Below are 22938 nucleotides of genomic sequence, written 5' to 3' on the forward strand. Positions count from 1 at the left end.
TTTGTTTCCGTGTGGTGATGTTATCTTTCTGTTTGCCGTTTTTTCTAAGGCCACCACCATGGGCAAGAAAGCATATCTTTCGGACATGATGAAATACACGCCTTTGTCCATCAGCCGTTGCCGCTCATAGGTGGGGCCGGGGTGAAGAATGAACACCGTCGGCAAACCAGTTACCCCGGACAGTCTTCTGCCAGTAATGTCGCATTCTCTTGGCGTCGGATTGTCTCCTTTGGGCTTCACAAAAAGAAGGGACACCCCTGATACTCGCCGTCAAAGAACCGGTAGGCAATTTTTCTCACCTATGGTAAATCCTTTCAGCCCTGCCTTCAGCCTTGGACTCAGCCGCATTTTTTCCCCAGTATGACGGTTTCCATATTAGAATTCATTTTGCTACATTTTAATGCCATATTAAAACGTTGCAAATTTAATAATAAAATTCAATATATAAAATAGTTACCATGTATTTTTATGGTTACATTCTCATCGACCATAAGAACAAGACGGTCTTCAAAGGTGGAGAGTTCCTTAGCATCAAGGAGCTGCTCCAATTCGAGGATGCCACCACACGTTTTGCTAAAATAAAGCAGACCATCGACAATCTGCTGGCTGATAACCCAAGTCTTACAACGGCGGACATCAACCGCATTCTCTATCGGCAATTAGGTACTCGCATACACAAGGGTTCAGTATCTCGGAATGGGGAGACCATCCAATTACGGCCGGAAGTCACGGATCAACTTCGTCAAAACTATCTCTTCAGCAGGGGCATCAGCCCATCATCACACACAACTACAAACAGAAATCCCCTGCCGCCTCAAGGAGACAACAGGGGAAATGGTGTTCATGTTCAGAGCCCGGCCAGCACCGGTGCTACAGACACTAACCGCGAATGGGAGCTAAACGGTAATATGGATATGTCAGTCGATGACGAGGAAACACAGAGAAGGAAGTGGAGGAGATGATTTTAGAATCCAAATAAGTCGATAAATCCTTGCGTATTTAAAAACAAATTCTTATCTTTGCCTCAAAATAAACATAACTATGGCAACAAGAATAAAAAGGAAAATTTCAAGAGAGGAACTTAGGGCTATGATGCCTAAGAAGCTTAACAAGCTCGGCGAATGGTTTTTCTCTGATGATGAGGATAAGCTCTATGTAGAAGTGAAAGACATGAGAGCCGTCCTCAGATGAATCGGTACTACCTCGACACCAACATACTCGTCTTCTTATTAGAAAAAAGAAGTGATGAAATCTCCAAAGAAGTGGGCGAGTTAATCATGGACTACGAAAACTTGCTTTTTACGAGCACCGTCTGTGTACATGAGCTCATTCATCTATCCCAAATTGGGAAACTGCACATCAAGCGTAAAGGGAAGAATGCTGATATAAGCGAATTCTCTCAGTGGCTTGATGAAATGAGTATTAAGATTGTACCTGTAACCGTACAGAATCTTCAAACATACTCTACTCTGCCATTATTTGATGAACACAGAGACCCCAACGACCGTCTCATCATAGCTCAAGCAATTTCTGATAAGATTGCGTTGGTCAGTTCTGACCGTAAATTCGATATGTATGAGAAATATGGTCTTGAATTCGTTTTCAATAGAAGATAAATTGCCATATTAATGAAAATGATTATCCACATCTACATGTAACCTTCTTGCCGTATAGTCGATGTTCAATGCACTGTCTCGACATTGGCTCATCTCGCAGTCTATACCGGACGTTAAGTGGAGAGGATAAACAATTTATACGTATCCGTCGCACATCATTCTGATAAGACTTTTATGCCTTCTTTTTCTTTGCGACCTCCACGCCTCTGCGAGCAAAATCTGTGTCATCCGTGTTATCCGTGAGAAATAAAAACAGTGCGAGAATAAGTCTCACAGATTCTACTCATTTCACAGAATCTCCAAGTCTCTCGCCAAACCGCCAAGCTAATCATTCCGTAGGAATCTTTGCGTACTTCGCACCTTTGCGAGAATATAAATCCTCGTGCGTGAGCTAATCTTTCTCCCACTGCATATCGGCAAACATCTGGCGCAGATCTCTTGCCTGTATGTCGAGGGTAGGGGCAAGGCGGAGATGAGCGACCTTCAGCGTAAAGCCATGAAAAAGGCCCTCCATCGTGAAGCCATCCTTGGTCTTCAACAGTCGCTTCACGTAGCTTTGGCGGTCGGCAATCATCTTCTTCTCATCTTCTTCCGTCAATCCCTTAAGAATATCATATTGCGCATAGAGCTTGGCACGTGGATGTTTCTTCAGTACCGCATTGACAAGCTTCACATATAGGCTCACATCTGCGTCCGATGCCCATGGTGACAACTCTAATGACAGCGCATGGACGTTCTCATTGTAAGCTACATATACGCCTGTAGCAGACTTATTGTATTCATACACCATCATCGCATCCTCACCCTCGTCGCCATCTGCCGGCCATTCATCATAGATGATGTCGTCAGGATTGTCCGGCAACTGACAGCCAGAATAGAGATAATCCAGTGCATAATACACCTTGAACTTCTTCGGTAGTCCCATTATCGTCAACTTGTCGTACTTCATACATTCATCCTTTTATCAATATATCTTTATCAATGAATCCAAGCCGCCAGCATGTGTCTTGTCGCTATCATTGTATCTGGGACTTTTGAGCTTACCGCCAATAACGCGCCATTATGACTTTAGGGAAGTGTCAACATAATTGAACTGGTTGAAGCGTGGCAAGTTATTTGCCTTACTAAGCAGCTGTTTGAACTTGGCAATACGCTCTGCCTTCATCAGGCCCCGCTTGAGCAGTCTCTTGCTGTGCTTGAACCAGTCGAACAGCACTAAGTCCTCGGCACGATGTTTTGACGGGCGACGCTTGTTCTTCACCATGAAATCCTTGTACGCCTGCCACTTCTGGTTCCACAGGTCATCTTGTTTTACATGATTATGCTTGGATTTTGATAAGCTTGATGATTCGATATCATCTCCTGTAGTTTTCTTTCTTTTACGACCACCCACATTCGGTTTTTGGGGATAGTTCCTCCTGATCTCATCTATCTTCAAGAGCAGTTTATCAAACTCGGCTTTTCTGCTTTCTTTCAAACTTCCTGCAGTCAACAGCTTTCTTTGTCTTAATAGCCATTGATACAGTTGTAAGTCGCTTTTATCCGTTGGTACTTTTTTGTTGTCGTCAAGGTATTTCGAATACCTGTCACACATCTCAAACCATCTTCGCTCCCAAGCTCCCACATGAACTTCCGTTCCGTTATCAGCGTACAGAACTTCATTTCTACCTTTCTGATTAGGGACGTCCTCCGTAAGTCTTGACACGTGATTGATGACATTCTCGTTCCTGTACTGTTTTGTACTCTGAAGGAGCTGGTCAAAAGCGTGTTTCTCTTGATCGGTGAGTTTGTTATTAGAGAAGTCGTCATTAGCCTTAAAGAACCATTTGGCAATTTCCATTTCCTCCTTTATCTCCATCAACGGAGGACGCTCCAACCGGTTGCTGAAATCTACATACATCATGCAGGCGTCAAAGAAGCTCACCTTTCCTTTACCATTGACCTCGTTCTCGGAAATGCTGTTTTCACTTCCTAAGAAAGCCAACCTTTGTATATTCGTCTCTCGATTGAAGACATAAAACCGATAGGTATCGCCTTCATCGGTGAGTTTTAAGAAAGAAGCCACAAGTTCCTTGTACAGTAGTCCGTTATCTAATTTAGACCTGTTATTACTGTACCAAACATATAGACTTCTTTCCTTATAGCGTTCATGTACTGGTCTACGGCCGTTCTCTCTCAAGAACTCTGCATACCTGCGCCATGAATTACGCCATCTGGAGTCTGTCGGTTTCTTAAGTGGATCTATCATAAAAAATCAGTTCTTGAAAATGTCAAAAGCTCGTAACCATTCTTATGGGAGCATTCCGTCATCTTATATGTAATTTCCATACCGCCCGTCAGTGTTATGAATAGTGAGCGTGAACGTTCACCAGCCAAACTTCTTCCTGGTAAGATCTTATACCATGCGTTTACATACTCTTCATTTATGCGTGAGCAGATGTAGTCCTTCACGATTTTGCCTTCCCGCCAATCATTGATAAACCTTGGTAGCCATGCATATAGTTTTACACGAATATGTATTTCCTTATCATTCTCTACAATTTCCTTCAATGCGTTGTAATATTTACCATCATCGTCATTTAAGGGATATTTTGCATGTGACTCAAAGAATTCTATGCCATGAATAGCTTTTGCTTCATGATAATAATGTGGGATGATGTTGTCGACATTAAAACCTTTGGGAGTCATTTCATAAGCTAACTGCTTACGGTCTCTTCTTGACATAGCCTTTAGCTTTTTCCAAATATCTTCGTATTCCATTTCAATTGCGTTTATACCTCCAGTGTGCATGCCACAGCCTAAAGATTGGCTCACTCAATGCCTCTGAGGGAAAGTAACGAACAAGACGGAGGTCACGGTTAAGGCGCTGTAAGTTCTTACCAATCTTTGAATGTCCGAATCGGGCATTACGCTCATCATACTTTCCAAAGTTACCTCCTTGTAATATCTCATTAAGAATGAATTTTCCTCGATTTTCATCAGTAGGAACTATTGCCCATTCGGCATTCATGCCAAACTTATTTATTAGTATCCATTCTATAGCTGCTGTAATATCCTTTAGGCCTAAGTATGTAAGAGTTTCCTTCCAGTCTATATTTTCTTTGTCACCCAGCTCAGCATAACTTTTCAATACATAATAATAGTCAAGAACTTGCCTTAAACCTATGCCCTCTTTGAAAAGATGCTGATAGATGTGGCTTATCTGAAAGACTATATTGAAGGAAGGAGTTGGAACTGCAACATCTTTATCTCCTATCTTTGCAAAATTTTGGAACTGCTCGTTAGCATTATCTAAGAAATATCGTTGTAAACGTGCATTGTTTACAAAGTCTTGCATAAAGTGTGGACGATAATGCACTTCTACTTCGGTACCATTCCATTCTAACCCGTCCACGTGATGGTAAATAGCTCGGCATTTTGAAGAAGAATTCTTACGGACAAATGAAATGATGTTACTTATATTTTCTTCTAAGTCTTTGCACTCTTTTGGTCTTACCCATAAGTCAATATCTCCGCAAGTTCTGAGCTCAGGAGTTGGATACAGCAGCGCATTTCCTTGTCCTTTCAATAGACAAGTTTCATAACCTTGCTTGGCGAACCAATCTGTTACTTCTGCAACATCATTATTTAACTTCTCATTCCGGCGAGCAATTTTAACTTTATCCCCCATCCATTCCATGAGCAAGTCTTCGAACTCGTCTTGATGCTTATCTATATCGATTGGCTTAAGACCGCTTTTGTCTAATGCTATAAAGATAACGCCCAAAAGTGATTGTTTCTTGGCTATATCATAAATGCCTTTCATCTCGGCATAAGTCATAGTTGGCAGACTATGACTTGTACCTATCGCAAATCTCAGAAAGGAAAAGAATTTATCCGTTAAACTTCTCATAGAGCTATCACAAAGAGGAATCTATTCAAACGGATTCTTATATACCCCTAGTAACTGCTTGCCGAAGTACCAAAAGAATTTAACATCGTCAACAAAGTAACGCTTAAACAGACGCTTTGGCTCACGTGTGAAGCGATAGAGCCATTCCATCGCCAACTTTTGGTATATCTTCGGAGCTCGCTTCACATTGCCAGCCTCAAAGTCAATGGTAGCACCTAACGCCATCCAGACTTTCACACCGGGCATCAGATGTTTCCATTTCATGATCCATTTCTCCTGTTTAGGAGCGCCAACGCCCACAAGCACTACGTTCGCTCCGCTCTTGTTGATAATATTTACAATCTCCTTACACTCCTCTTTTTTCTTCTCGAATCCAAATGAAGGTGAGTATGCACCAACAACTATCTGACGTTCTATCTTAGCATTAATCCGTTCCATTGCTTTAGCTGCCACCCCTTCTTTAGCACCAAGCAGGAAAATCTTGCAGTCAGCATCGTCTTTATGATACATATAATAAGAGGTGAAGAAGCTCGATCCTGGTATTGCCTCTACAAAGGGTTTCTTCAACAGCTTTGAGAAAAGTCGAAGTATGTTTGAATCGCATACCACCCATTTTGCCTTCTTATAACAATCATAAAATTCCTTATCTTTCTGAAGTTTTATCAGATGATCAAGGTTAGGGGTTATCAGCACACCTTCGTGCAGATTCTCCAGGAGCTGTTGACGGGTAATGTTCAGAATATCTATATTTAATATTTTTACAATTTCCATGTATATTTGTTTTTAGAGTTTTACAAAGCTATCTAATTCTTCCTCTTTAATATCGATAGTCCATCCTGCGAGTAGATGATCTTCAAAATGTTCACTTTGAATATCCATTTGTTCTTTTGGGGTATCTTTATCAAAAATCCAAATATTACATTGGCGATTTCCATCAGCATACTTCTTTCTGAAGCTTTTCAAAAATGTAACAAGCCATTCTTTTGTTGTTGGAGATACCGTCAATTTTACGAAAAAATTGTCAGTTACGCCACATTCAGTTTTTATGGGAGATAAATAGGTGGCAACATCTAAGTCTGACGAAATTTCAAACTTCTCGTCAAGAACATATTCATAACCATAATCATTCTTCTTACGCTGTAACTGATAAAAGCAAACATTTCTATTTTTAAGAGTATCCTTGATTTTATCTTTGTCTTTATCTGACATTTCCGAGCCAAAGATTATTCCATGTAAAGCAGAAGGTACCAATCTTTGCATTCCAAATCGGTCAGTAACAATTCTAACTTCCTCCTCAGCAGACCATCCTGCTTCTTTTGAGCCAAACAATTTCTGTGGGAGTTTACCTTTTGATATGTCTCGCAAGTCTGCTTTGGGTGCAAGCCTTGAATATTTTACTTCAAGCATGAGTCTATCATTCATATATACACTACTTGGTGCTTTCAGCAACGCATCCTTATTGTATATGATACAATATCCTCGCCTCATAGAAGCATATAAAGCCCACATCATCCCTACGCAAGGATTTTTACTTAAAGAAAATATGCCAACCTTGTCCCTACAAGAGACATATTTTTCAAAAGTCATCTTCACGTTCTCGACAGAATTTTTATTTCCTGGAAACATTTTTAGTAAAATCTGTAAAGAATTTATAAAAAGTTGCCCATCCAAGAAACACTCTTGATCATCATTGAGGTCTGTAATGCCAGCCGCAAAAAATGAATCATTTGCTATCATAGCTAAATCTCTATCTAGATTTTCTATTGTACGATATTTATACAAGTATTCCTGCTTCATTTTATATTCCTAATTTTACCATTTTCTCCTCATAGAAAGGAATCTCTCGTTTTGTCTGAGCCAAATCCTCCATTGTTGACTTGATATACATCCATTCATGAGATTTTCTTACAGCAAGCATCCGATTACTTTCTTCCGTTAAAACAGCATTGCCATCTGTCAAGATTCTCAACAGCACTCTAAAATCGTCAAGCTCCTTAAGCAATAGCAAGTTATACCAATCTTTTACATCGGTAAGTATTTGATTTGCTACAAGCTCTAAAATTAATAATGGCTGATAGTAATATTGCTGGATATCCCTTTCAAATACACAGCAATGACATTGCTTGATAATACATCGAGCAATTTGCTTAAAAAGTATTGACTTTTCTTTGTCATTTTCAAAATAATCATCCTTTTCAAAAAGTAAAGCCAAAGTGGACATCACAAAGCATTCTCTACGCTGTTGTTTGTATATTCCTTTTAGAGGCGTTGTGTTATATCCTTCCCATATAGTTAAATTTCTATCAAGAAGTTCCAAAGGATATCTTTTATTCAACAAAGAGATTAGATTTAACCAACAACGCATTTCTTTAAGGGATGTTTCATCCAAGTTCATACTCCAAATAAAATCATCCCTTCCAATAGCTGTTTCCATATCTTTGGAAAGTTCCAACAACTTTTCCTCAGCTACCTTTCCTTCTTTCAAACAACTTGATATACAGAATAATATGAAACGGTAATCGCTATTACTGGTATCAAGATCTTTCCAACAGACATGTTGCAGCAAGCAATCCCAAACCCCTGCAATAACAATATTATTAGCAACCGATTGAGTTGTTTTTCTTGAATTATCAAAAATGCTTTTTTTTAAGCACCATTTGGAAAAGGCAGTTGGTGAGAAAACTTTTAGGTTCTGCTGTACAAAAATACTTATACCTTTCTCCAACATAGCTTCCCATTCTGAGTTTGCCTTTTCTATGTATGTCTTTTCATCATCATTGATATCCTTAATGTTAACTGAATCTTTAATATTCTTAGTATTCTCAATGAGACAATCCAACCAGCGTTTTCTAAGCAAAGCGAGAACAATCTTTATATGAGGTGTTTTACAATTGTTTTGCAAAATATAATCTACGATTTGCTCAAACACAGTATAATCATCAATGGCAAATAACAATTCATTCTGTAAAACAGGAATTTCCATTTTCATTATGAAAGATATCCACAAACCGAGTTTTTTTTGCTTCAGCAAATTCCTTGACAATATATAAAAGATGTCGTTTATCGGCAAGATGCCTGAAGAAGTCAGAAAGCTATCCAAATTATCGATGATTTCATCGTCAGTTTTCCTGCTGATTTCATCTAAATATCTGTTGGCAGTGTCCGCATAAGCAAAGTCCCTGTTTTGCTTCAAGATTTCCAGAGGCACTATTCCGTCAACAAATGATTTCACAAGGTTGTCCTCTAATATAAACGTATCAAAGAATCCATGCAAAGGTCTTTCGGCTATCTTTTCAAGAAATGACTCACTCTGATGTTCTTTCGTTTCATTACAATATAATCCATATACAGAGAACACCATATATTCAATATGACAGTAAGCAAAGTAATTAATATTCTCTTTGCTCCCCACATTACTTACCTTAGCATGGAAAATCTCAAGCAAGGTAGCCATGCAATTCTCCAAACTAATCAAAGTGTCATTATTATCCAATGCTGCCAAATTGCCAATAAATGTAATTGACTCTTTGCTGACTTTAGATTGCAATAAGGCTGATAAGTCATCATTTAATATTTTAACTAATTGCTCATTGTTCAACAGATTATACTTACTCTCCAATCCTGTAAACAAGGAATATAATTCACTTACAAGACCATCCTTGCTCTTTACCTCATCCACCATTTTTTTATCTCGGAATGTCTGTAAAGCTGTGCTTGCTATGCGTGTTCTAAATATCTTTATTATGCTATCTTCTTTCATAATCTTCCAATTGGTTTCATTTTGACTGTACCATCATTCTCTGCTACCTGTCTATATTTGTCAAACATAGACTGTATCAATAATTTATCTCCATCCTCCGTAATTTCATATATGCCAGTTGTGCCTGGTGCACCTTGCGAAGAGTAATACCCCCATGAGGTGCCTACCAAGAAATACCTATCGTCCACTATAAGAAACCTGTCATGTAGGAAATAGTTAACATTATTGGGTCCCTGATGTATCTTCGAGTCCACATACATCAGGGATATTTTCATGTCGCTCAATATGCTGGTTATGATATTTTGTTTGATGTAATTCAATCCGTTAACCATTCTCTGATCCTTATCGCTGGAACAGTTTGTCAACACCACCAAGTCCAAAGGCTCTCGAATATGAGAAAACACATCATATTGATTAGAGTTGTCGTTACAGTAAGGATCCCAGATATAAACTCTGTTTTGTGCAGTTTCCAACAAAATGCCATAATATCCAGGATCCACGTTGCCATAAATGCTATGATCAAATAGGGCATAATTCACCCCATGTTGCATTTTGTCCGTTGTCGATGGTGATGAACCAAAATTAATTTGCGGCATAGCTTCCCAAATCCTCTGTTATATTTTTATCAAACCACCAAGCCTCTATCTTAGATATGATTCGTTTTCTTGACTCTTCCGGTATCAAGGCCACGCTTGTAGCCCTCTCACCAAAATTGTTAAAGGAAGTCCCAAGAATCCAAACTCTGTCATCCACGATAAGAAAACGGTCATGCAAGTCAGACTTACCTCTCATCACACGACATGTGACCTTATTACTATCTGTTATCAGATTATACTTATCTTGTGCCTCTTTTAAAGTCTTTGCTTGAATCTTATCGATATTCTTGCTGGTCAATATCCACACATTTACATCCAGAGAACTTTGAGGAAAAACATAATGGTATAATTCGTTTGCGCCAAAATATGGGTCACAAATGATTATCCTTCGGTTTGCTGTGTTTAGAATTTTCATGAGAACATCACGCGCTTTTTTCAGATTATCCTCTTTTCTGTCCTTGTCTCCATCGAAAAATATAAAACGAAGTTCTTTTTCTGCTTGTTCAAATGATTTTGTGTCAGCAACAAAAGTATTGTCTTGTGTACCACCTTCTCCAATGACACTGTGAATGCTTGAATATTTCGGAATAAGTTCTGTAGTCTCATTTCCATTATTGTCTTTTCCTTTCAGAACAACATTAACAGAATTTATCCCCATCCCGATGCTTATACTTCTGATAAAAGCCATTTTCTCCTTGGCATAGACGATTTGACCTTCTGCATCCACAATAGTGATGCCTATTTGGTCAATCTCTGTATGAAACGGTATAAAGATAAATCTGTCACCTGTATGAAATTCAACTTCGCTACTTTCCAAGATAAGCCCATTTCTGTCAGTATTAGTGGCAAAGCATTTGTATCTTTCACCACCTTCTTTTCGATATTTTATCTTGCCGAGTAATCCTTTTAGTGATGAACATACTCTCCAATCCACGGTTCTAAACTCTGGATGATAATGTGTTATATAGATGTTTCCTAATACATTCGTATATCGTCCAACATCTGTATGCAAGTACTTACAAGAAAGCTCTGCGAGTTGTTCCATTAAATATTTATTTTCTTTCAATAGTTTATCTATGGCAGCCGAGTTTCCTCGCAATACATGCACCCCACACCCACAATCTCTTTTGGGAAGCATTTGTCTCAAAAGATTGTTGCTATCATCAAAACTTGGTAAAAAGCTATTGGAAGAATTCGGATATAAACGGAAGCCATCTGGCGAAAGTATTTGGATAGTATCTGTATCTACATTATAAGCATTCTCCGTATCTTTCAAAAATGACTCACTTAAGGTAATCACATCTTCCGTATAATACAAGTTGTAAGGATTCCTTCCCGAAGAGTTATGAGAACGTTCACAAACCATCTTTCTTTTATCTGCTGGAAAGTCTTGCATATCAGGTTCCACAACATCTACAATGCCTAACAATAGATAATATTGCTTAGTATTTTCACTTCTAAGCAGAAGGGAATGTCTAATAGCGCATTTACCAATAATGCTTTTTAAATCCATAACATAATATCTTTGTAAAGTATGGTTTGATATCTTAATTTATACATTCAAACACCTTCTCCCATTCACTATAAATCTTCTCTACGGAATATTCTTTGCTTTTCTTAATGGCAGCCAAAGCCATTTGCTCACGCTTACCATCATCCTTCATGATATTGGCAATCATACCTGCCGCTTCATTGGCATCATATCCCTTCTCATGATAAGGAAGCACGATACCATCCTTGCCCCCATCAATGATATCACATACAGCAGAATAGCTGTTATATACGGCAGGAATCACACCAAAGCTCATACATTCAGCAAGCACCAAAGGAAAACCTTCGTATTCAGATGTAAGCATCAAGATTGAAGCACGCTCATAATATGGTCTAGGTTGCTGGAAGCCTTCAAAAGACACTCTTTGCAAACCATACTCTTTGACCTGTTTCTCTATGTCCTTACGAGCTGTACCATCACCAACTATCGTCAACTTCCAATCTGGGAACACAGGCTCCAGTTTTGCCCACGTATCCACAACTCGATAAACACGCTTCTGGTTATAATCAATTCTACCCATATAAATAATCTCTTTCTGCTTTTTAGAAAGAGAATAATCATAAGAGGAAGAATCGATGGTCACAGGATTTGTCAATACTTGAAGATGACTAGGATGAGTTATTCTAGTAAACTCTTTAAACTTCTTGACAAAGCTAGATGAAAGCACCATATACAAGTCTGTATGCTGATATACATACTTCATGCTCCTGCTTGTGATTTGCTTGAATGCAAACATCTTAGCATAGAGCATGGCTCTCTTCAAAGGATTAAGAGTTTCTGACAGTGCAATTTCAACATCCTTGATACGAGCGTTGGTATCTGGAGAATTATGATAAACCGCAATAGTCTTAACAGCCATTCCTTCTTTAGCTTCATTTAATATCTTACATGGTACGTATGGCAATCCCCACTGGTTGATAACCACATTGATGTGATTTTCCAGCAATATTCTTCGAACAACATTCACATTCTCCTTAGAATACTTGAAGTCTCCTATCGTATAAAAACGTACAGAAGGATTGGTGCGTTTTACCATCATGTCATTAGGTTGCTTAAAGCTCGCAATAACAACCTGATGGCCTTTCTTTATAAAGGTATCAGCGAGTGTTGCAGTAACGACCTCCTGGCCTCCTACCTCGAAGACCTTCATTAAGAAGAGGATATTCAACCTATCTTCATTTTGCATTCTCATGTTTATTTTGATGGACATATTGCGCCTTTCACCTTCATATATAAAGAGAAAACGCCTATTTTAAACATAAAAGGTTTAATCTTTGAAAGCACTTTATGTTTCAAAGAACAATCCAAATATTTACGCTCAACTTCATCCAATGGCATAGTATTCAAATCCTCAAAAAACTTATTACGTCTAGGATTTACAGGAACCAAGTTCTTTATCATGACTCCATCTCTTTTTATAATAGCATTAATTTCAGATGGATGACAAATAAAATCAGTTTTAATTTCTTTGAAGACAGAAGCCCCATGTTCTGTATGTATAAATACATTAGTTGCACCTTTTGAAGAAAATTCAGAAGATACAGAAGGAGCATCCCAGCAATCAAATATAGTAAAATCACTCACTCGATTGATGGTTTTGAAATGACATTGATAACAGCTCGGACGACTACAAATATTCTTAAAATAGAACCGGAGCATCATATCAGATTCCTTTCCTTTGTGATATTCCTTATCAGAATCGGAGAACCAAATAGATGCAGTACTATAGTTATAACCATAGAATTTATCTCTTGATCGGTAATCCTTCGGTTTACTTCCAATTTGAGCAGAGTGATATGCCAAATACTTCCTTAGTAACAGTGGACTTGGTGTGCCGTGGCACACCAAGTCCACTGTTACTAAGTTGTCATATTTCCGCCCACGCAGAAAATGATAAAGCCCAGAAATCTGACAAGGAGTACCACTAAATACAACGACTCGCCCTTGGGCGAGAAAATTTTTCGCTTGCGAATAACAGTCACCAATAAGACTTTGTACATACTTGGAACCACGAAACTTCTTACAGCCATCCAATGTTTCAGCATAAGAATGTCTCAATTCCATATCTTCACCAAAGGCAGCTCCAAAGACAACACCTCCATGCTCTATTGCCCATTTAGATATAGCTGTAAAAAAGCCGCCAGAAGTACTTGTACGTAACACTTCTGTATCCTTTTGCTGTACCACGAAACTCTCAGGCAACGTATCGTCCATTTTCGGCTTTTGCAAAGGACACACCTTTTCGCATAATCCGCAATTAATACACTTATCCTTATCAACATGAGGATAGCGGAATCCTTCCTCATCCTCTTTCATCGTGATACATTGTACAGGACAAACATTCTTGCATGCCCAGCAACCACAACATTGACTTTTGTTTTTTATATCTATCATCCTTAATCTCTATATAAATCTTCAAGATATCGCTTATGGTATCCTGACCTACGCAATAACTTATTTCTAAAATAATTCTGATACCACCAGTCAAGCAGAGGACAATAAAATCTAGACCATTTGAATACCTTACGAATCACATTCTTAAAAGAGTCTTTATGGCAATGCCAAGACCCCATGAAATGATGAACAGAATAACCACCATCCTTACCAAAAGTAGGAACTTCGAAATAGTATCTCGGATATATAAAACCATTAGGTATAAACTCTCGAAACTTCCCATTCAACCTAAAGTTAGGATAATTGGCAAGCGTAAAATCATTAAATATACTATTGTTTGGAATTCTTCTATCAAAAGCCATTGTCTCATACATATCAAGCAATCCTTTGATATATGGATGCTTAGGGGCAGCCATTATCACAGCCGTAGAAATGGCACACTCATACATATAGCCTAATACGAGGTCTGCCTTGAAAAAATTATCAGGAAAGGGCTTTTTTACCTGAATATCCGTATCCATATAGATACCGCCATATTCATAAAGCCTCTTCAAGCGATAATAATCACTAACATGTGCCCAAGACCGCTGCTCATAAGCTGGCTTAACATATTCCGTCTCGTCAAAACTACAATTGGTCTCATTCCATTCTACAATCTTACCCCCCCTATCTGTCCAAAAGACTCTATGCATTTTTTCGCCATATAGTCTTTCGGAGCATTGCCAAACCAGCAATAATGAATAATCTTTGGTATCATCGCTATAAATTCTTTAAAGCACTATGTAAATAATCCATCGATGACTTTCTATAGGCATTCAATCTAGCATCCACCCCATCGAAGGAACCTTTATAGCTTATGACATCTTCAACAGTCTTATCGTTTGTCATTCTTCTTTCCTCTAAACCTGTGATATGAAGCAAATTATCGATACGAGTATTGGTACTCTGCTTTGCACCTTCCGCAAATCGGCTGAACGTAAAAAAGTTCTTCTTATACAAGATAGAGAAAACTGAACAATGGAAAGAATCAGTAAATACATACTCCGCATTGCGAATGTAATTAAGGAATTCACGAGGACCAACGTATGGTGCCTCGTCAGCAAATCCCTCATCCGAAGGAATATAGTCATCTAATTGCTGAAGAGCTACAATCTTGAATCCTGTCTTTTCCTTTACTCTTTTAATGAATTCCCTTTGCGAAGGATTGTCTCCCAAAAGATAGCAAAATATGTATTTGCCATTTGTTAAAGGCTCTTGTTGCTGGATTCCCAACCATTGGTCACCAGTAAAGAGAAGTGTGGGATCAAGAACAACTGGTACATCTCTGCCTGTTAACGATTTGACTATATCACATGCAGACTGTTCTCGCATGGCGATAAAGTTGAATCGGTTCATGAACTTTTTGTTTTTGCCAACTTGAAACCAAGGTATTTTTTTTACCCCTATACTTGTGGAATATGCGATTTTTCTGATATTATCAGGTACCCACTCCAGCGTGTAGTAACCATGTTCTACACTGTCAGTTCTCCAAAGTTGATCACTACCAACAAGGAATGCAGAGAAGTCGTTGGCCATGGCTTCAAGTTCTGTTCTGTTCCGGCAAAACTTAGATGTATGAAAATAACACTTTGCAAACTCGTCGAAAGCAGCTTCTCGCATAGACCATTTTTCCCCGAAATCAGGATGCTCTCTGATAGCCTTTTTAAGGCGCTCTTTGCCTAAGAACATTTTCCAGTCACCAATAAGAATTTTCTTTAGGTAATAGAGATATTTGTTCTCAACCATGTAATCACGTGGACGCTTACAAGATATAGTCAAGTAAGGAAGCCCCATCTTTTGCATTATCATCTCTGTGGCATACGCCTGAAGCATACTACCATAATTATGATGGAAGTAGCAAGTTACTAATCCTATTGGTTTCATTTTGATATCTTAGATTTTATCATCAAGAGATGATGTCTCAACCATCTCATAGATAGAGCATATGATTTCATCAAACAATAATTAGAAGACAAGGATAAAACTATCTTTTTTCCAAGAGTTACGTTTTTCTTACAACCCGGAGCAATACATTTCAATTGAGTACGGGCATATTCATAATAACATTTAGATACAGCTCCACTAGTTTTTGCACTGATCATCAAATCATCTGCTATCTGACGCATTCTTCCACAATCGACAGCATACCTATACATGTTACTTTTATCTTCAAAAAAAGACTTAACTAAATTCATTGACTCCCAATTCTGATCATGTTTACTTATAGTAAAGCTATTAGAATAAGCACCCTCGTTGGAACAATCATAATAATATAATGGTTCTGTTAGATTGACTATTTTCTTAGCATAGTATAGCAATATAGGAACAACCTGGTAATCTTCACCTTGATTGCATCCTTGTTTACACTTTATGCCATTATCAACATACAAAGAACGTCTTATCAATTTTGCCCAAATACTATTTGAATTTTTGCGAGACAAAACTGTAAGACAATATTCTTCAGGATTACTGAATGAAGCATATCTAGTTATCTTAGAAAAACCAGGGCTAGCCTTTTTAAAATCAATGACTACAATATCAGCATCGAATTGTAATTGTTTGTCAATAGCCTTACGAACTATTTCCTTATCTACATAGTCATCGCTATCCACATGCATAATAAATTCTCCAGTAGCATTAGCAACTGCCGTATTTCTTGCACCTGCCAAGCCTTTATTTTGTGCATGGTTAATGATTCGAACAAAAGGCTTTCGATTAGGATAGCGATTTATGACACGTTCAAGTACATTGATACTATCGTCTTTAGTACAGTCATTTACAAATATATACTCTATATTTTGATAAGTCTGTTCAAAAAGAGAAATAGCACAACGTTCAATGAATTTTTCAACCCCATATATGGGAATTAAAATCGAAACTTTAGGAGTTTGATTCATTCTTTATCTTATTAATCAACATGTTAATTATCTCCTCATCTACATTTTCATCAAACTTTCTTGCAAAAAGTTTGTTAGAATGTGACAAGTAATCGTAATCTTCTTTGCGCCAAATATATGGTCGACCTCGTTTCCAGTCAATCTCTCGCAAACAACCTTCAAATTCATCAGTCAATTTGTAAATGCGATTTCTGAATTCCGAGTTATAAGCGAATGTTTGTTTGTAAATTTCATCAGGACAATAAGCATACTGATACATTTGCAGAATCTCGTCTTTCCTATCAAGCAATGAAAGAATAAAATCATGAGTAACACTAACCCAATTGCATCCTGCCTGAAATTCATAATCAGGTTGTTTCATTTTATAGCCAACAAGAATCTGAAGCTTATTATAAAGCTGTCGCATCTTCTGCAAACCACCTCTGATATATTGATTAGGGAATCTCATATACTGCATAAACAAATTATGACAGTAAACACGCTCTCTCATATCCCACTTTGGGCTATATCCAATATATTCAAAGTTCTTACCATCAAAAAAATTATGAATATAGTTTTGGGAATGAAGAGGTAAATCGATACCTGAAATCAGATGATAGTAAGCGTGCTCGACCTGAGAAGCCAATTCAAACAAATTCATCTCAGCCTGAATAAGGCTGACATTTCCCCAACGCACATCAACTCTCTCGCAGAATTTACAATGAGAATATTTCATATCGGGGGGGGGTAATCTTTTTTATATCCAAATTTGACTTCAAATCCAAATGGATGTATATGTCATTGCGAGGGTCATCCAAGAGAAGCAAAAGCTTGTGTAATTGCTTCAAATTGGAATGAGCGATTATTAAATATGCATGTTTCATCATTACATTCTATGGCTCTATTTTAATAAAACTCTCATCTAGCAAATCAGACGTTCTACCATCATTATACCAACGATTAGGAGAAATGACTATTTTGTTCTCATTGCGTGACAAGTATTGGGCCCACCAACTAAAAGAACTATTGGATATAATAAAGTGTTTGCAGCTGTACATCAAACGCAGTTTCTCCCATACGGGATCAACACCTCGTTCATAATAGCAGACGCATCCATCAACTTTAATGTTTTCTTTGACCCAATTTATGTCATCTGAAAAGAATATAAAGGTAGGATTATCCACCTTATCTTTCATCAAAGCGATGGCTTTTAGAAAATATGATTCCTGACAAACTGCATGTAGTTTTTTTGTTGTTGGATTAGAGAAATAATCACCACGACGAATAGAAATACACACAGAATTCGTATTTGCAATTATCTCGTATAGTTCGCTATTACAATCTATAGGATCAAACTTAGGCGTAAATTCCTTTTTAATAATGCTTTTTATAGAATCAAAATGTTCTTTATTCTCAAACCATCCGTCGAGCAATACATTTTTTGTCTTAGGAGTCTTATAGAGAAAATTGTTTTTGTATGCCAACAATAGGCCTGACCAATTTAAGATCTTATATAAAGGATTGGTCTTGGATAATTTTTGCCTTGTTGCCTTACAATATCCCTTTACAAGAACTTGAAGGTAAAAAGTCAAATGTTGCACTAAACTTCCCATGTTGGGAATCATTGCCTTATCTGTTTTTCTATAATCCCGCACATTGAAATCTTCAAGCCAATCTCGCCAACCATCATTAACGTCCTTGCCTTTGAAGGACTGAAAGCCAAGCAACAGTTGTTCTTTATCGCCACGATCGTGAAGAATCTTTCTTGCCGCAGCGTATCGAAACAACTGATTACCAAGGCGTCCTCTAACTTCTAATAATATCATAGAATAGTGTTTATAGATACCACGTCAATGCACGTAAGTTCCGCTTTATTGAATTGCAGACCTTCCGCCAAAGCGTTTCGGGAGGAATTACCTTTCTGAAACTCTCATCTATCTTAACTTTATTACGAAATATCATCTTAGGTTCAAAATCAGGCTCCCAATCCTCTGGCCAACAATATTCCTTACCCAAAATTTTGCAATCATGATCCCTAAAATATCTATTGATATGCGATTCGTCATGAACCTTAGCGATAATGCCATGACCATAATCCGTTCTGATGTTTTTAGCCAAGGTTTTTATCATCTTTAAATACTCAACAGAGGTGCCACCATTCACTCCGCCCATGAAATAATGATATGGTTTCTTCTCGTAAGGAGATATATAGGCTAAAGATTTCTTGTTGTGCTCATAGGGCCAAAAAGCTGGAGAATGGGTGTGGAAACCTTTAGACACATAAATCCATGGCCACAAAGCTCCTACTAAACCAGACTCATCGGGCAAAATCTCGACACCGACTTTTTGTAGAAACAACGAATTGCTATTAAAGAAATAGATGAAATCAAACGCTTTAAGCTGATCCTCCACTTCTAGAAAATACTCAAATCTGAACAAGGAATCAGCAGGGAATCCTTGACACTTTCTGTAAGTTACAGTTACATTATCTTCTGTTGATAAATTAACATCATCACTAAAGACAAAATAGTGTTTATATGCATCGATAAGCAAGAATTTCTCCGCTGACTCATAAAAACCTTTAAAAAACTGATTGTACTTGCCTGTGCAAATGTACAAAATTGCAATTTTCTTCATTTTCCCTTTATTTTATTTTTCATTTTACAAATGTATGACAAAACTTTAAGCATAAAGAAAGAATTATATCGAATAGACTTCACAAAAAGTTTGTTTTTAAAAGACAAATTAGCATACGAAGAATATTCAACATCATTACTCCACACCTCATCACATAGAATCTTTTTAATAAAGTTCTTATAATCCTTGCTGGTAAAAAATTGCTTATAGTTTTTAATAATATACAAAGTTATAACCAACAAATATCTATCCGTAAAAGAGTGAAAATTCTTAAAACTCTTAGAAAGAAACTTTTTATTGGCATAGAGATATATCTTTTTAGAAGAGTCGAATATAAAAGGGCGAAACTTAGCCGACAGTGAGTCCGGATTAAAATCATAATTATACAGAACATCATCTATAAAAACTACTCTATTAGCCTCGGTAAGAAAATCAATGTGGAACATCAAATCTTCTGAAATATATTCTCGCTCTGTCTTAAATAATATATGATGATCCTTTATGAAATGAAGGTCATACATAGAATGCCAAACAGACATATTTATAGAACCATCTAAGCGGTTAAGGTTATAATTAGAGAACATCCCTAAAAGAACCTCTTGTACCTCTTCATTTTCATAGAAATACTTTGGTACCGATTGGATAACATCATTATTGACTCCATGAATAGTATCTACTCGACGATAATTACAATATGCAACCTGAGATTTAGAATCAACAAGAGCTTTCAGCAGCTTAGAACCCATATCCGGCTCTATGAAATCGTCGGAATCAACAAATATCACAAAATCGCCACAAGCAACCTCAATACCACTATTCCTAGCCATGCCTAAACCTTCGTTCTGTTTATGAACGACCTTAATGCGCCTATCTTTTTGTGCGTAATCGTCACAAATCTTAGGGCAACTATCGGGCGAACCATCATCAACAAGTATTATCTCTATGTTGTTGTAATCTTGGTTGACGACGCTATCAATACATCGAGACAACTGCTTTTCTACCTTATATATGGGTAATATGTATGAGATTTTATATGACATAATTATATCCATTTTTGGGATGATGCATATTTCAACAAATATTTGTAAAACACATGAGCTTCATGATATGCATCACCAACATTATTACAATTTGCATACTCTTTCATAAAAACAATACCATTATGGTGAACAACCTTAGAGGAAAAGAATATCTTTTTCTTATATGGCAAATTAGAAAAACTCGCCATATCATTTTTAGTGCAGAGATTTTGATCTACACCTATAACTAACAGATCAGAGAAATTAATTCTTTTACATCTTCTATGCCATTTTTCCTCAGCTTCTTTTTCTGAGCCGTAATGCAAGAAATGAATTTCAACTTTCCCGTCTAAGAGGCCAATTGGATAGGGGGGGGGGTAAGAAGCCTACGTTGCTCTCCAAGTTGATAACGTGAATGTTTCACAAACGAGAGTTTAGCTGTATGAGTATAATACTTCAAGTGTTTCAAGAATTCTAAATAATCAGGCATCATAAAATACAAGCCCTCAGTAGGAGAGGTGTATTGTAGTTTCAAATCTTGCATGATTCTTCCAGCAAAACAATTAGATGTAATAACACTTGTCGTGGGTTTTATCAACCTTTTCAACTTTCTAAAATAAACAGCACGTTGAGCATAGCGAACATAGCCTAAAAGCTTACACTTCGCACGATAAAGTAAATTATCTTTTTTCATTTCTTCTTTGCTTTACATAACTTATAAACTCCTCAAACCCATCAAAAACCTTTTTGTGGGTTTTAAGCCAACTATCAAAACTGGGGGGGGCAAATACTCGATCGTAAGGATAATTATATTCTTTGTAGTTAGTTCTATCTACGAAACAAGGATAATCGTCATAAAAATCCTCTACTAACGGTTCACGACCTGAATCTAATATCGCATTAGCATATTCTATAGCTTCGTCAACATATAGTTTGGAGCGCTTCTTCATGTAATCCTGATAAGTACCAACCACTTTAGCAGGCACACCCACAGCCACAGAGCCAGAAGGAATAGACTTAGTAACAATGGATCCTATACCTATAATACAATTGTCGCCGATAGAGACACCTTTGCAGATGGTTACATTCTCTCCCAACCAAATGTTGTTACCCAAAACAACCTTAGCATGTGAAGGATAGAACTTAGCGTCACTCTCCACGAAGCACCAACTGGCCCAATCGTGAGTTAATATCTTTGTACCAGAATGTAAAAACACGTGCTTACCAATTTCGACAAGTTCTGGTCTTGAATAATCTATTAGTATGTCACGATAATCATTTACGATAGTACCCTCACCAATTTTAACTCCCTTTCGCCTCAAAGTTTCTATATACTCAGAACATTTCTGAGCCATACTCTTTTGACGAAAGACATGTTTTTTAATAAACCACTTAATGTTCATAGTGTAAAGAAGTTATTTGTCCCAAACAAATGCGCACCCAAAATATGGCATACTTCCTATATTCTTTATGAAAGAATAGAAAAAGAATTGCAAAAACAACAAAATGCCATAAGCTATTTTAATATTCCTCGACTTAATATTTTCATAAACAATAGCGTACAAAACGGGGGTTATATACAAAAACCATTGTTCAATTCTATCATAGATTTCAAAATCTCCACGTATGTTATCAATAATAATTGCAAGATAAGAAAACCAAAAGCAAATTCCCACTTTTGCATTATTTTTCATTGCGTAAAAGCCAAAATAAATTGCAGGCAAGTAGGTTCCAAGCATTAATGTGCGTGCAATAAGCGAAATTTGACGTTGTCCTGAAAAGTCAGCAATACCCTCTGTGGTTAACCATCTATCGCTTAGGTAACCTGCCCCATGAGCTTCTGTTGAAATATCAAACATAAATATGTAACCTGCTAACTCATTCATATAGGAGCTCTTCCAAAAAAAGAACGTAAACAAGAATAAAGCTATCAAGATGTATGGCTTCTTTGTAAGTGTAAGTTTTCTGAAGAAAACTTGCACTTTACCCAATTTGCTGATTTCATAAAGCGCAATAACAGCTAAAGGAATTATAGCAGAATAATGGATATTGGCTGCAACTAACGCAAACGCACCAGCGACAATCCACTTCTTACGCCATACTTGATCGATGCATAATATAACAAATGGGACCGCCAAATACTGTCGAATTAAGTTCTCTGCGGCCAAATTGGTAATAATAAAGAATAAGGGTAATGACAGATAAGCACTATTTCTAAAGTTCTTTACTAATTTCAGATAGGAAATTATCAACAAGGCAGAATATAGTACAAATGCAACCCAATAGGACAGGCCAGAAGCTTTAAACAACGAAATCCAACCTAAATATAAAGGCTCGCTATAATCGGCATACGAATAGCTTATTAAATCTTGACAATAATGCGGATAATCAACGCCTCTATTCCATCTTAATCCTTCAACTAAAGAATAAACGATAACTAAAGGAAACGCGGTTTTCCAATAATTATATTTGGATTTCGAAATAATGGCACCACATATGATACAGGTCAACAAACAAAAAGACTGTAATGTCCAATATATGAATATATTTCCCATGT

25 protein-coding genes are annotated in these 22938 nt (G+C 37.3%); 3 read left to right on the top strand and 22 right to left on the bottom strand.

The annotated features are described in order from the left end of the window. The first annotated feature begins 458 nt into the window (after positions 1-458). The 3 genes from LDN30_RS11050 (at position 459) to LDN30_RS11060 (ending at position 1616) form a co-directional block, all read left to right on the top strand. Positions 459-962 (top strand): hypothetical protein, encoded by a 504-nt coding sequence (locus LDN30_RS11050; protein WP_223929511.1) that lies wholly within the window; start codon positions 459-461, stop codon positions 960-962. A gap of 79 nt (positions 963-1041) precedes the next feature. Then, positions 1042-1191: a hypothetical protein gene (locus LDN30_RS11055; protein ID WP_223929512.1), complete on the top strand. Its 150-nt coding sequence runs from the start codon at positions 1042-1044 to the stop codon at positions 1189-1191. Beyond that, a complete protein-coding gene (locus LDN30_RS11060; protein ID WP_223929513.1) occupies positions 1188-1616 on the top strand; it encodes a type II toxin-antitoxin system VapC family toxin in 429 nt (142 codons plus the stop codon). Before LDN30_RS11055 ends, LDN30_RS11060 begins: the two co-directional genes overlap by 4 nt. A gap of 391 nt (positions 1617-2007) precedes the next feature. On the opposite strand, the gene LDN30_RS11065 is transcribed toward LDN30_RS11060, so the two are convergent. The 22 genes from LDN30_RS11065 to LDN30_RS11165 all read right to left on the bottom strand — a co-directional run bounded on the left by LDN30_RS11065 (position 2008) and on the right by LDN30_RS11165 (position 22936). Beyond that, entirely contained in the window at positions 2008-2565 is a 558-nt protein-coding gene (locus LDN30_RS11065) for a hypothetical protein (protein ID WP_223929514.1), read from the bottom strand. Positions 2566-2676: 111 nt separating this feature from the next. Then, the gene (locus tag LDN30_RS11070) at positions 2677-3864 is read right to left on the bottom strand and encodes a hypothetical protein (RefSeq protein WP_223929515.1); all 1188 of its coding nucleotides are present in this window, start codon (positions 3862-3864) and stop codon (positions 2677-2679) included. After that, positions 3861-4376, bottom strand: coding sequence for a hypothetical protein (locus LDN30_RS11075; RefSeq protein ID WP_223929516.1), 516 nt, complete (start codon positions 4374-4376; stop codon positions 3861-3863). Before LDN30_RS11075 ends, LDN30_RS11070 begins: the two co-directional genes overlap by 4 nt. Before the next feature lies 1 nt (position 4377). Further along, positions 4378-5436 carry a nucleotidyltransferase family protein gene (locus LDN30_RS11080; protein WP_223929517.1) on the bottom strand — a complete coding sequence of 353 codons (1059 nt, stop codon included), beginning with the start codon at positions 5434-5436 and terminating at the stop codon, positions 4378-4380. Between the two features lie 93 nt (positions 5437-5529). After that, entirely contained in the window at positions 5530-6279 is a 750-nt protein-coding gene (locus LDN30_RS11085; protein WP_223929518.1) for a WecB/TagA/CpsF family glycosyltransferase, read from the bottom strand. A 12-nt stretch (positions 6280-6291) separates the two neighbouring features. Then, positions 6292-7305, bottom strand: coding sequence for a DUF2971 domain-containing protein (locus LDN30_RS11090; RefSeq protein ID WP_223929519.1), 1014 nt, complete (start codon positions 7303-7305; stop codon positions 6292-6294). A gap of 1 nt (position 7306) precedes the next feature. Further along, entirely contained in the window at positions 7307-9268 is a 1962-nt protein-coding gene (locus LDN30_RS11095) for a hypothetical protein (protein ID WP_223929520.1), read from the bottom strand. Further along, positions 9265-9864 (bottom strand): hypothetical protein, encoded by a 600-nt coding sequence (locus LDN30_RS11100; protein ID WP_223929521.1) that lies wholly within the window; start codon positions 9862-9864, stop codon positions 9265-9267. The genes LDN30_RS11095 and LDN30_RS11100 overlap by 4 nt, the downstream gene beginning before the upstream one ends. Next, positions 9851-11377, bottom strand: a complete 1527-nt coding sequence (locus LDN30_RS11105; protein ID WP_223929522.1) for a VPA1262 family N-terminal domain-containing protein — start codon at positions 11375-11377, stop codon at positions 9851-9853. The genes LDN30_RS11100 and LDN30_RS11105 overlap by 14 nt, the downstream gene beginning before the upstream one ends. A 34-nt stretch (positions 11378-11411) precedes the next feature. Then, the gene (locus LDN30_RS11110; RefSeq protein ID WP_223929523.1) at positions 11412-12602 is read right to left on the bottom strand and encodes a glycosyltransferase; all 1191 of its coding nucleotides are present in this window, start codon (positions 12600-12602) and stop codon (positions 11412-11414) included. A gap of 8 nt (positions 12603-12610) precedes the next feature. Further along, on the bottom strand, positions 12611-13810 hold the full coding sequence (locus LDN30_RS11115; protein ID WP_223929524.1) for a Coenzyme F420 hydrogenase/dehydrogenase, beta subunit C-terminal domain: 1200 nt from the start codon (positions 13808-13810) through the stop codon (positions 12611-12613). Between the two features lie 2 nt (positions 13811-13812). Further along, the gene (locus LDN30_RS11120) at positions 13813-14502 is read right to left on the bottom strand and encodes a glycosyltransferase family 32 protein (protein WP_223929525.1); all 690 of its coding nucleotides are present in this window, start codon (positions 14500-14502) and stop codon (positions 13813-13815) included. A 67-nt stretch (positions 14503-14569) separates the two neighbouring features. After that, positions 14570-15733, bottom strand: coding sequence for a polysaccharide pyruvyl transferase family protein (locus LDN30_RS11125; RefSeq protein ID WP_223929526.1), 1164 nt, complete (start codon positions 15731-15733; stop codon positions 14570-14572). Next, positions 15730-16746: a glycosyltransferase family 2 protein gene (locus tag LDN30_RS11130; protein WP_223929527.1), complete on the bottom strand. Its 1017-nt coding sequence runs from the start codon at positions 16744-16746 to the stop codon at positions 15730-15732. The genes LDN30_RS11125 and LDN30_RS11130 overlap by 4 nt, the downstream gene beginning before the upstream one ends. Next, entirely contained in the window at positions 16730-17461 is a 732-nt protein-coding gene (locus LDN30_RS11135; protein WP_223929528.1) for a beta-1,6-N-acetylglucosaminyltransferase, read from the bottom strand. Before LDN30_RS11135 ends, LDN30_RS11130 begins: the two co-directional genes overlap by 17 nt. Positions 17462-17618: 157 nt before the next feature. Further along, complete coding sequence (locus tag LDN30_RS11140; RefSeq protein WP_223929529.1) at positions 17619-18551, bottom strand: alpha-1,2-fucosyltransferase; 933 nt, start codon at positions 18549-18551, stop codon at positions 17619-17621. A 10-nt stretch (positions 18552-18561) separates the two neighbouring features. Further along, positions 18562-19362 carry a family 6 glucosyltransferase gene (locus LDN30_RS11145; RefSeq protein WP_223929530.1) on the bottom strand — a complete coding sequence of 267 codons (801 nt, stop codon included), beginning with the start codon at positions 19360-19362 and terminating at the stop codon, positions 18562-18564. Next, positions 19359-20414 (bottom strand): glycosyltransferase family 2 protein, encoded by a 1056-nt coding sequence (locus tag LDN30_RS11150; protein ID WP_223929531.1) that lies wholly within the window; start codon positions 20412-20414, stop codon positions 19359-19361. The genes LDN30_RS11145 and LDN30_RS11150 overlap by 4 nt, the downstream gene beginning before the upstream one ends. Then, on the bottom strand, positions 20405-20707 hold the full coding sequence (locus LDN30_RS16530; protein ID WP_373316919.1) for a DUF1919 domain-containing protein: 303 nt from the start codon (positions 20705-20707) through the stop codon (positions 20405-20407). The genes LDN30_RS11150 and LDN30_RS16530 overlap by 10 nt, the downstream gene beginning before the upstream one ends. Before the next feature lie 23 nt (positions 20708-20730). Next, positions 20731-21075 carry a DUF1919 domain-containing protein gene (locus tag LDN30_RS16345; protein ID WP_241865342.1) on the bottom strand — a complete coding sequence of 115 codons (345 nt, stop codon included), beginning with the start codon at positions 21073-21075 and terminating at the stop codon, positions 20731-20733. After that, positions 21062-21784, bottom strand: a complete 723-nt coding sequence (locus tag LDN30_RS16460) for an acyltransferase (protein ID WP_281069596.1) — start codon at positions 21782-21784, stop codon at positions 21062-21064. The genes LDN30_RS16345 and LDN30_RS16460 overlap by 14 nt, the downstream gene beginning before the upstream one ends. Positions 21785-21796: 12 nt before the next feature. Beyond that, positions 21797-22936 carry an EpsG family protein gene (locus LDN30_RS11165; protein WP_223929532.1) on the bottom strand — a complete coding sequence of 380 codons (1140 nt, stop codon included), beginning with the start codon at positions 22934-22936 and terminating at the stop codon, positions 21797-21799. Positions 22937-22938 lie beyond the last annotated feature (2 nt).

The organism is Prevotella lacticifex (assembly GCF_019973375.1).
Lineage (GTDB): Bacteria > Bacteroidota > Bacteroidia > Bacteroidales > Bacteroidaceae > Prevotella > Prevotella lacticifex.

Coding starts and splice junctions, on each gene's coding strand:
- LDN30_RS11060 (WP_223929513.1), top strand. CDS start 1,188: ATGAATCGGTACTACCTCGACACCAACATACTCGTCTTCTTATTAGAA.
- LDN30_RS11075 (WP_223929516.1), bottom strand. CDS start 4,376: ATGGAATACGAAGATATTTGGAAAAAGCTAAAGGCTATGTCAAGAAGA.
- LDN30_RS11125 (WP_223929526.1), bottom strand. CDS start 15,733: ATGAAACCAATAGGATTAGTAACTTGCTACTTCCATCATAATTATGGT.
- LDN30_RS11150 (WP_223929531.1), bottom strand. CDS start 20,414: ATGGATATAATTATGTCATATAAAATCTCATACATATTACCCATATAT.
- LDN30_RS11070 (WP_223929515.1), bottom strand. CDS start 3,864: ATGATAGATCCACTTAAGAAACCGACAGACTCCAGATGGCGTAATTCA.
- LDN30_RS11105 (WP_223929522.1), bottom strand. CDS start 11,377: ATGGATTTAAAAAGCATTATTGGTAAATGCGCTATTAGACATTCCCTT.
- LDN30_RS11055 (WP_223929512.1), top strand. CDS start 1,042: ATGGCAACAAGAATAAAAAGGAAAATTTCAAGAGAGGAACTTAGGGCT.
- LDN30_RS11085 (WP_223929518.1), bottom strand. CDS start 6,279: ATGGAAATTGTAAAAATATTAAATATAGATATTCTGAACATTACCCGT.
- LDN30_RS11145 (WP_223929530.1), bottom strand. CDS start 19,362: ATGAAGAAAATTGCAATTTTGTACATTTGCACAGGCAAGTACAATCAG.
- LDN30_RS11165 (WP_223929532.1), bottom strand. CDS start 22,936: ATGGGAAATATATTCATATATTGGACATTACAGTCTTTTTGTTTGTTG.
- LDN30_RS11120 (WP_223929525.1), bottom strand. CDS start 14,502: ATGCATAGAGTCTTTTGGACAGATAGGGGGGGTAAGATTGTAGAATGG.
- LDN30_RS11140 (WP_223929529.1), bottom strand. CDS start 18,551: ATGATATTATTAGAAGTTAGAGGACGCCTTGGTAATCAGTTGTTTCGA.
- LDN30_RS11110 (WP_223929523.1), bottom strand. CDS start 12,602: ATGCAAAATGAAGATAGGTTGAATATCCTCTTCTTAATGAAGGTCTTC.
- LDN30_RS11080 (WP_223929517.1), bottom strand. CDS start 5,436: ATGACTTATGCCGAGATGAAAGGCATTTATGATATAGCCAAGAAACAA.
- LDN30_RS11100 (WP_223929521.1), bottom strand. CDS start 9,864: ATGCCGCAAATTAATTTTGGTTCATCACCATCGACAACGGACAAAATG.
- LDN30_RS11065 (WP_223929514.1), bottom strand. CDS start 2,565: ATGAAGTACGACAAGTTGACGATAATGGGACTACCGAAGAAGTTCAAG.
- LDN30_RS11050 (WP_223929511.1), top strand. CDS start 459: ATGTATTTTTATGGTTACATTCTCATCGACCATAAGAACAAGACGGTC.
- LDN30_RS11115 (WP_223929524.1), bottom strand. CDS start 13,810: ATGATAGATATAAAAAACAAAAGTCAATGTTGTGGTTGCTGGGCATGC.
- LDN30_RS16460 (WP_281069596.1), bottom strand. CDS start 21,784: ATGAACATTAAGTGGTTTATTAAAAAACATGTCTTTCGTCAAAAGAGT.
- LDN30_RS11095 (WP_223929520.1), bottom strand. CDS start 9,268: ATGAAAGAAGATAGCATAATAAAGATATTTAGAACACGCATAGCAAGC.
- LDN30_RS11090 (WP_223929519.1), bottom strand. CDS start 7,305: ATGAAGCAGGAATACTTGTATAAATATCGTACAATAGAAAATCTAGAT.
- LDN30_RS11130 (WP_223929527.1), bottom strand. CDS start 16,746: ATGAATCAAACTCCTAAAGTTTCGATTTTAATTCCCATATATGGGGTT.
- LDN30_RS11135 (WP_223929528.1), bottom strand. CDS start 17,461: ATGAAATATTCTCATTGTAAATTCTGCGAGAGAGTTGATGTGCGTTGG.
- LDN30_RS16345 (WP_241865342.1), bottom strand. CDS start 21,075: ATGAAAAAAGATAATTTACTTTATCGTGCGAAGTGTAAGCTTTTAGGC.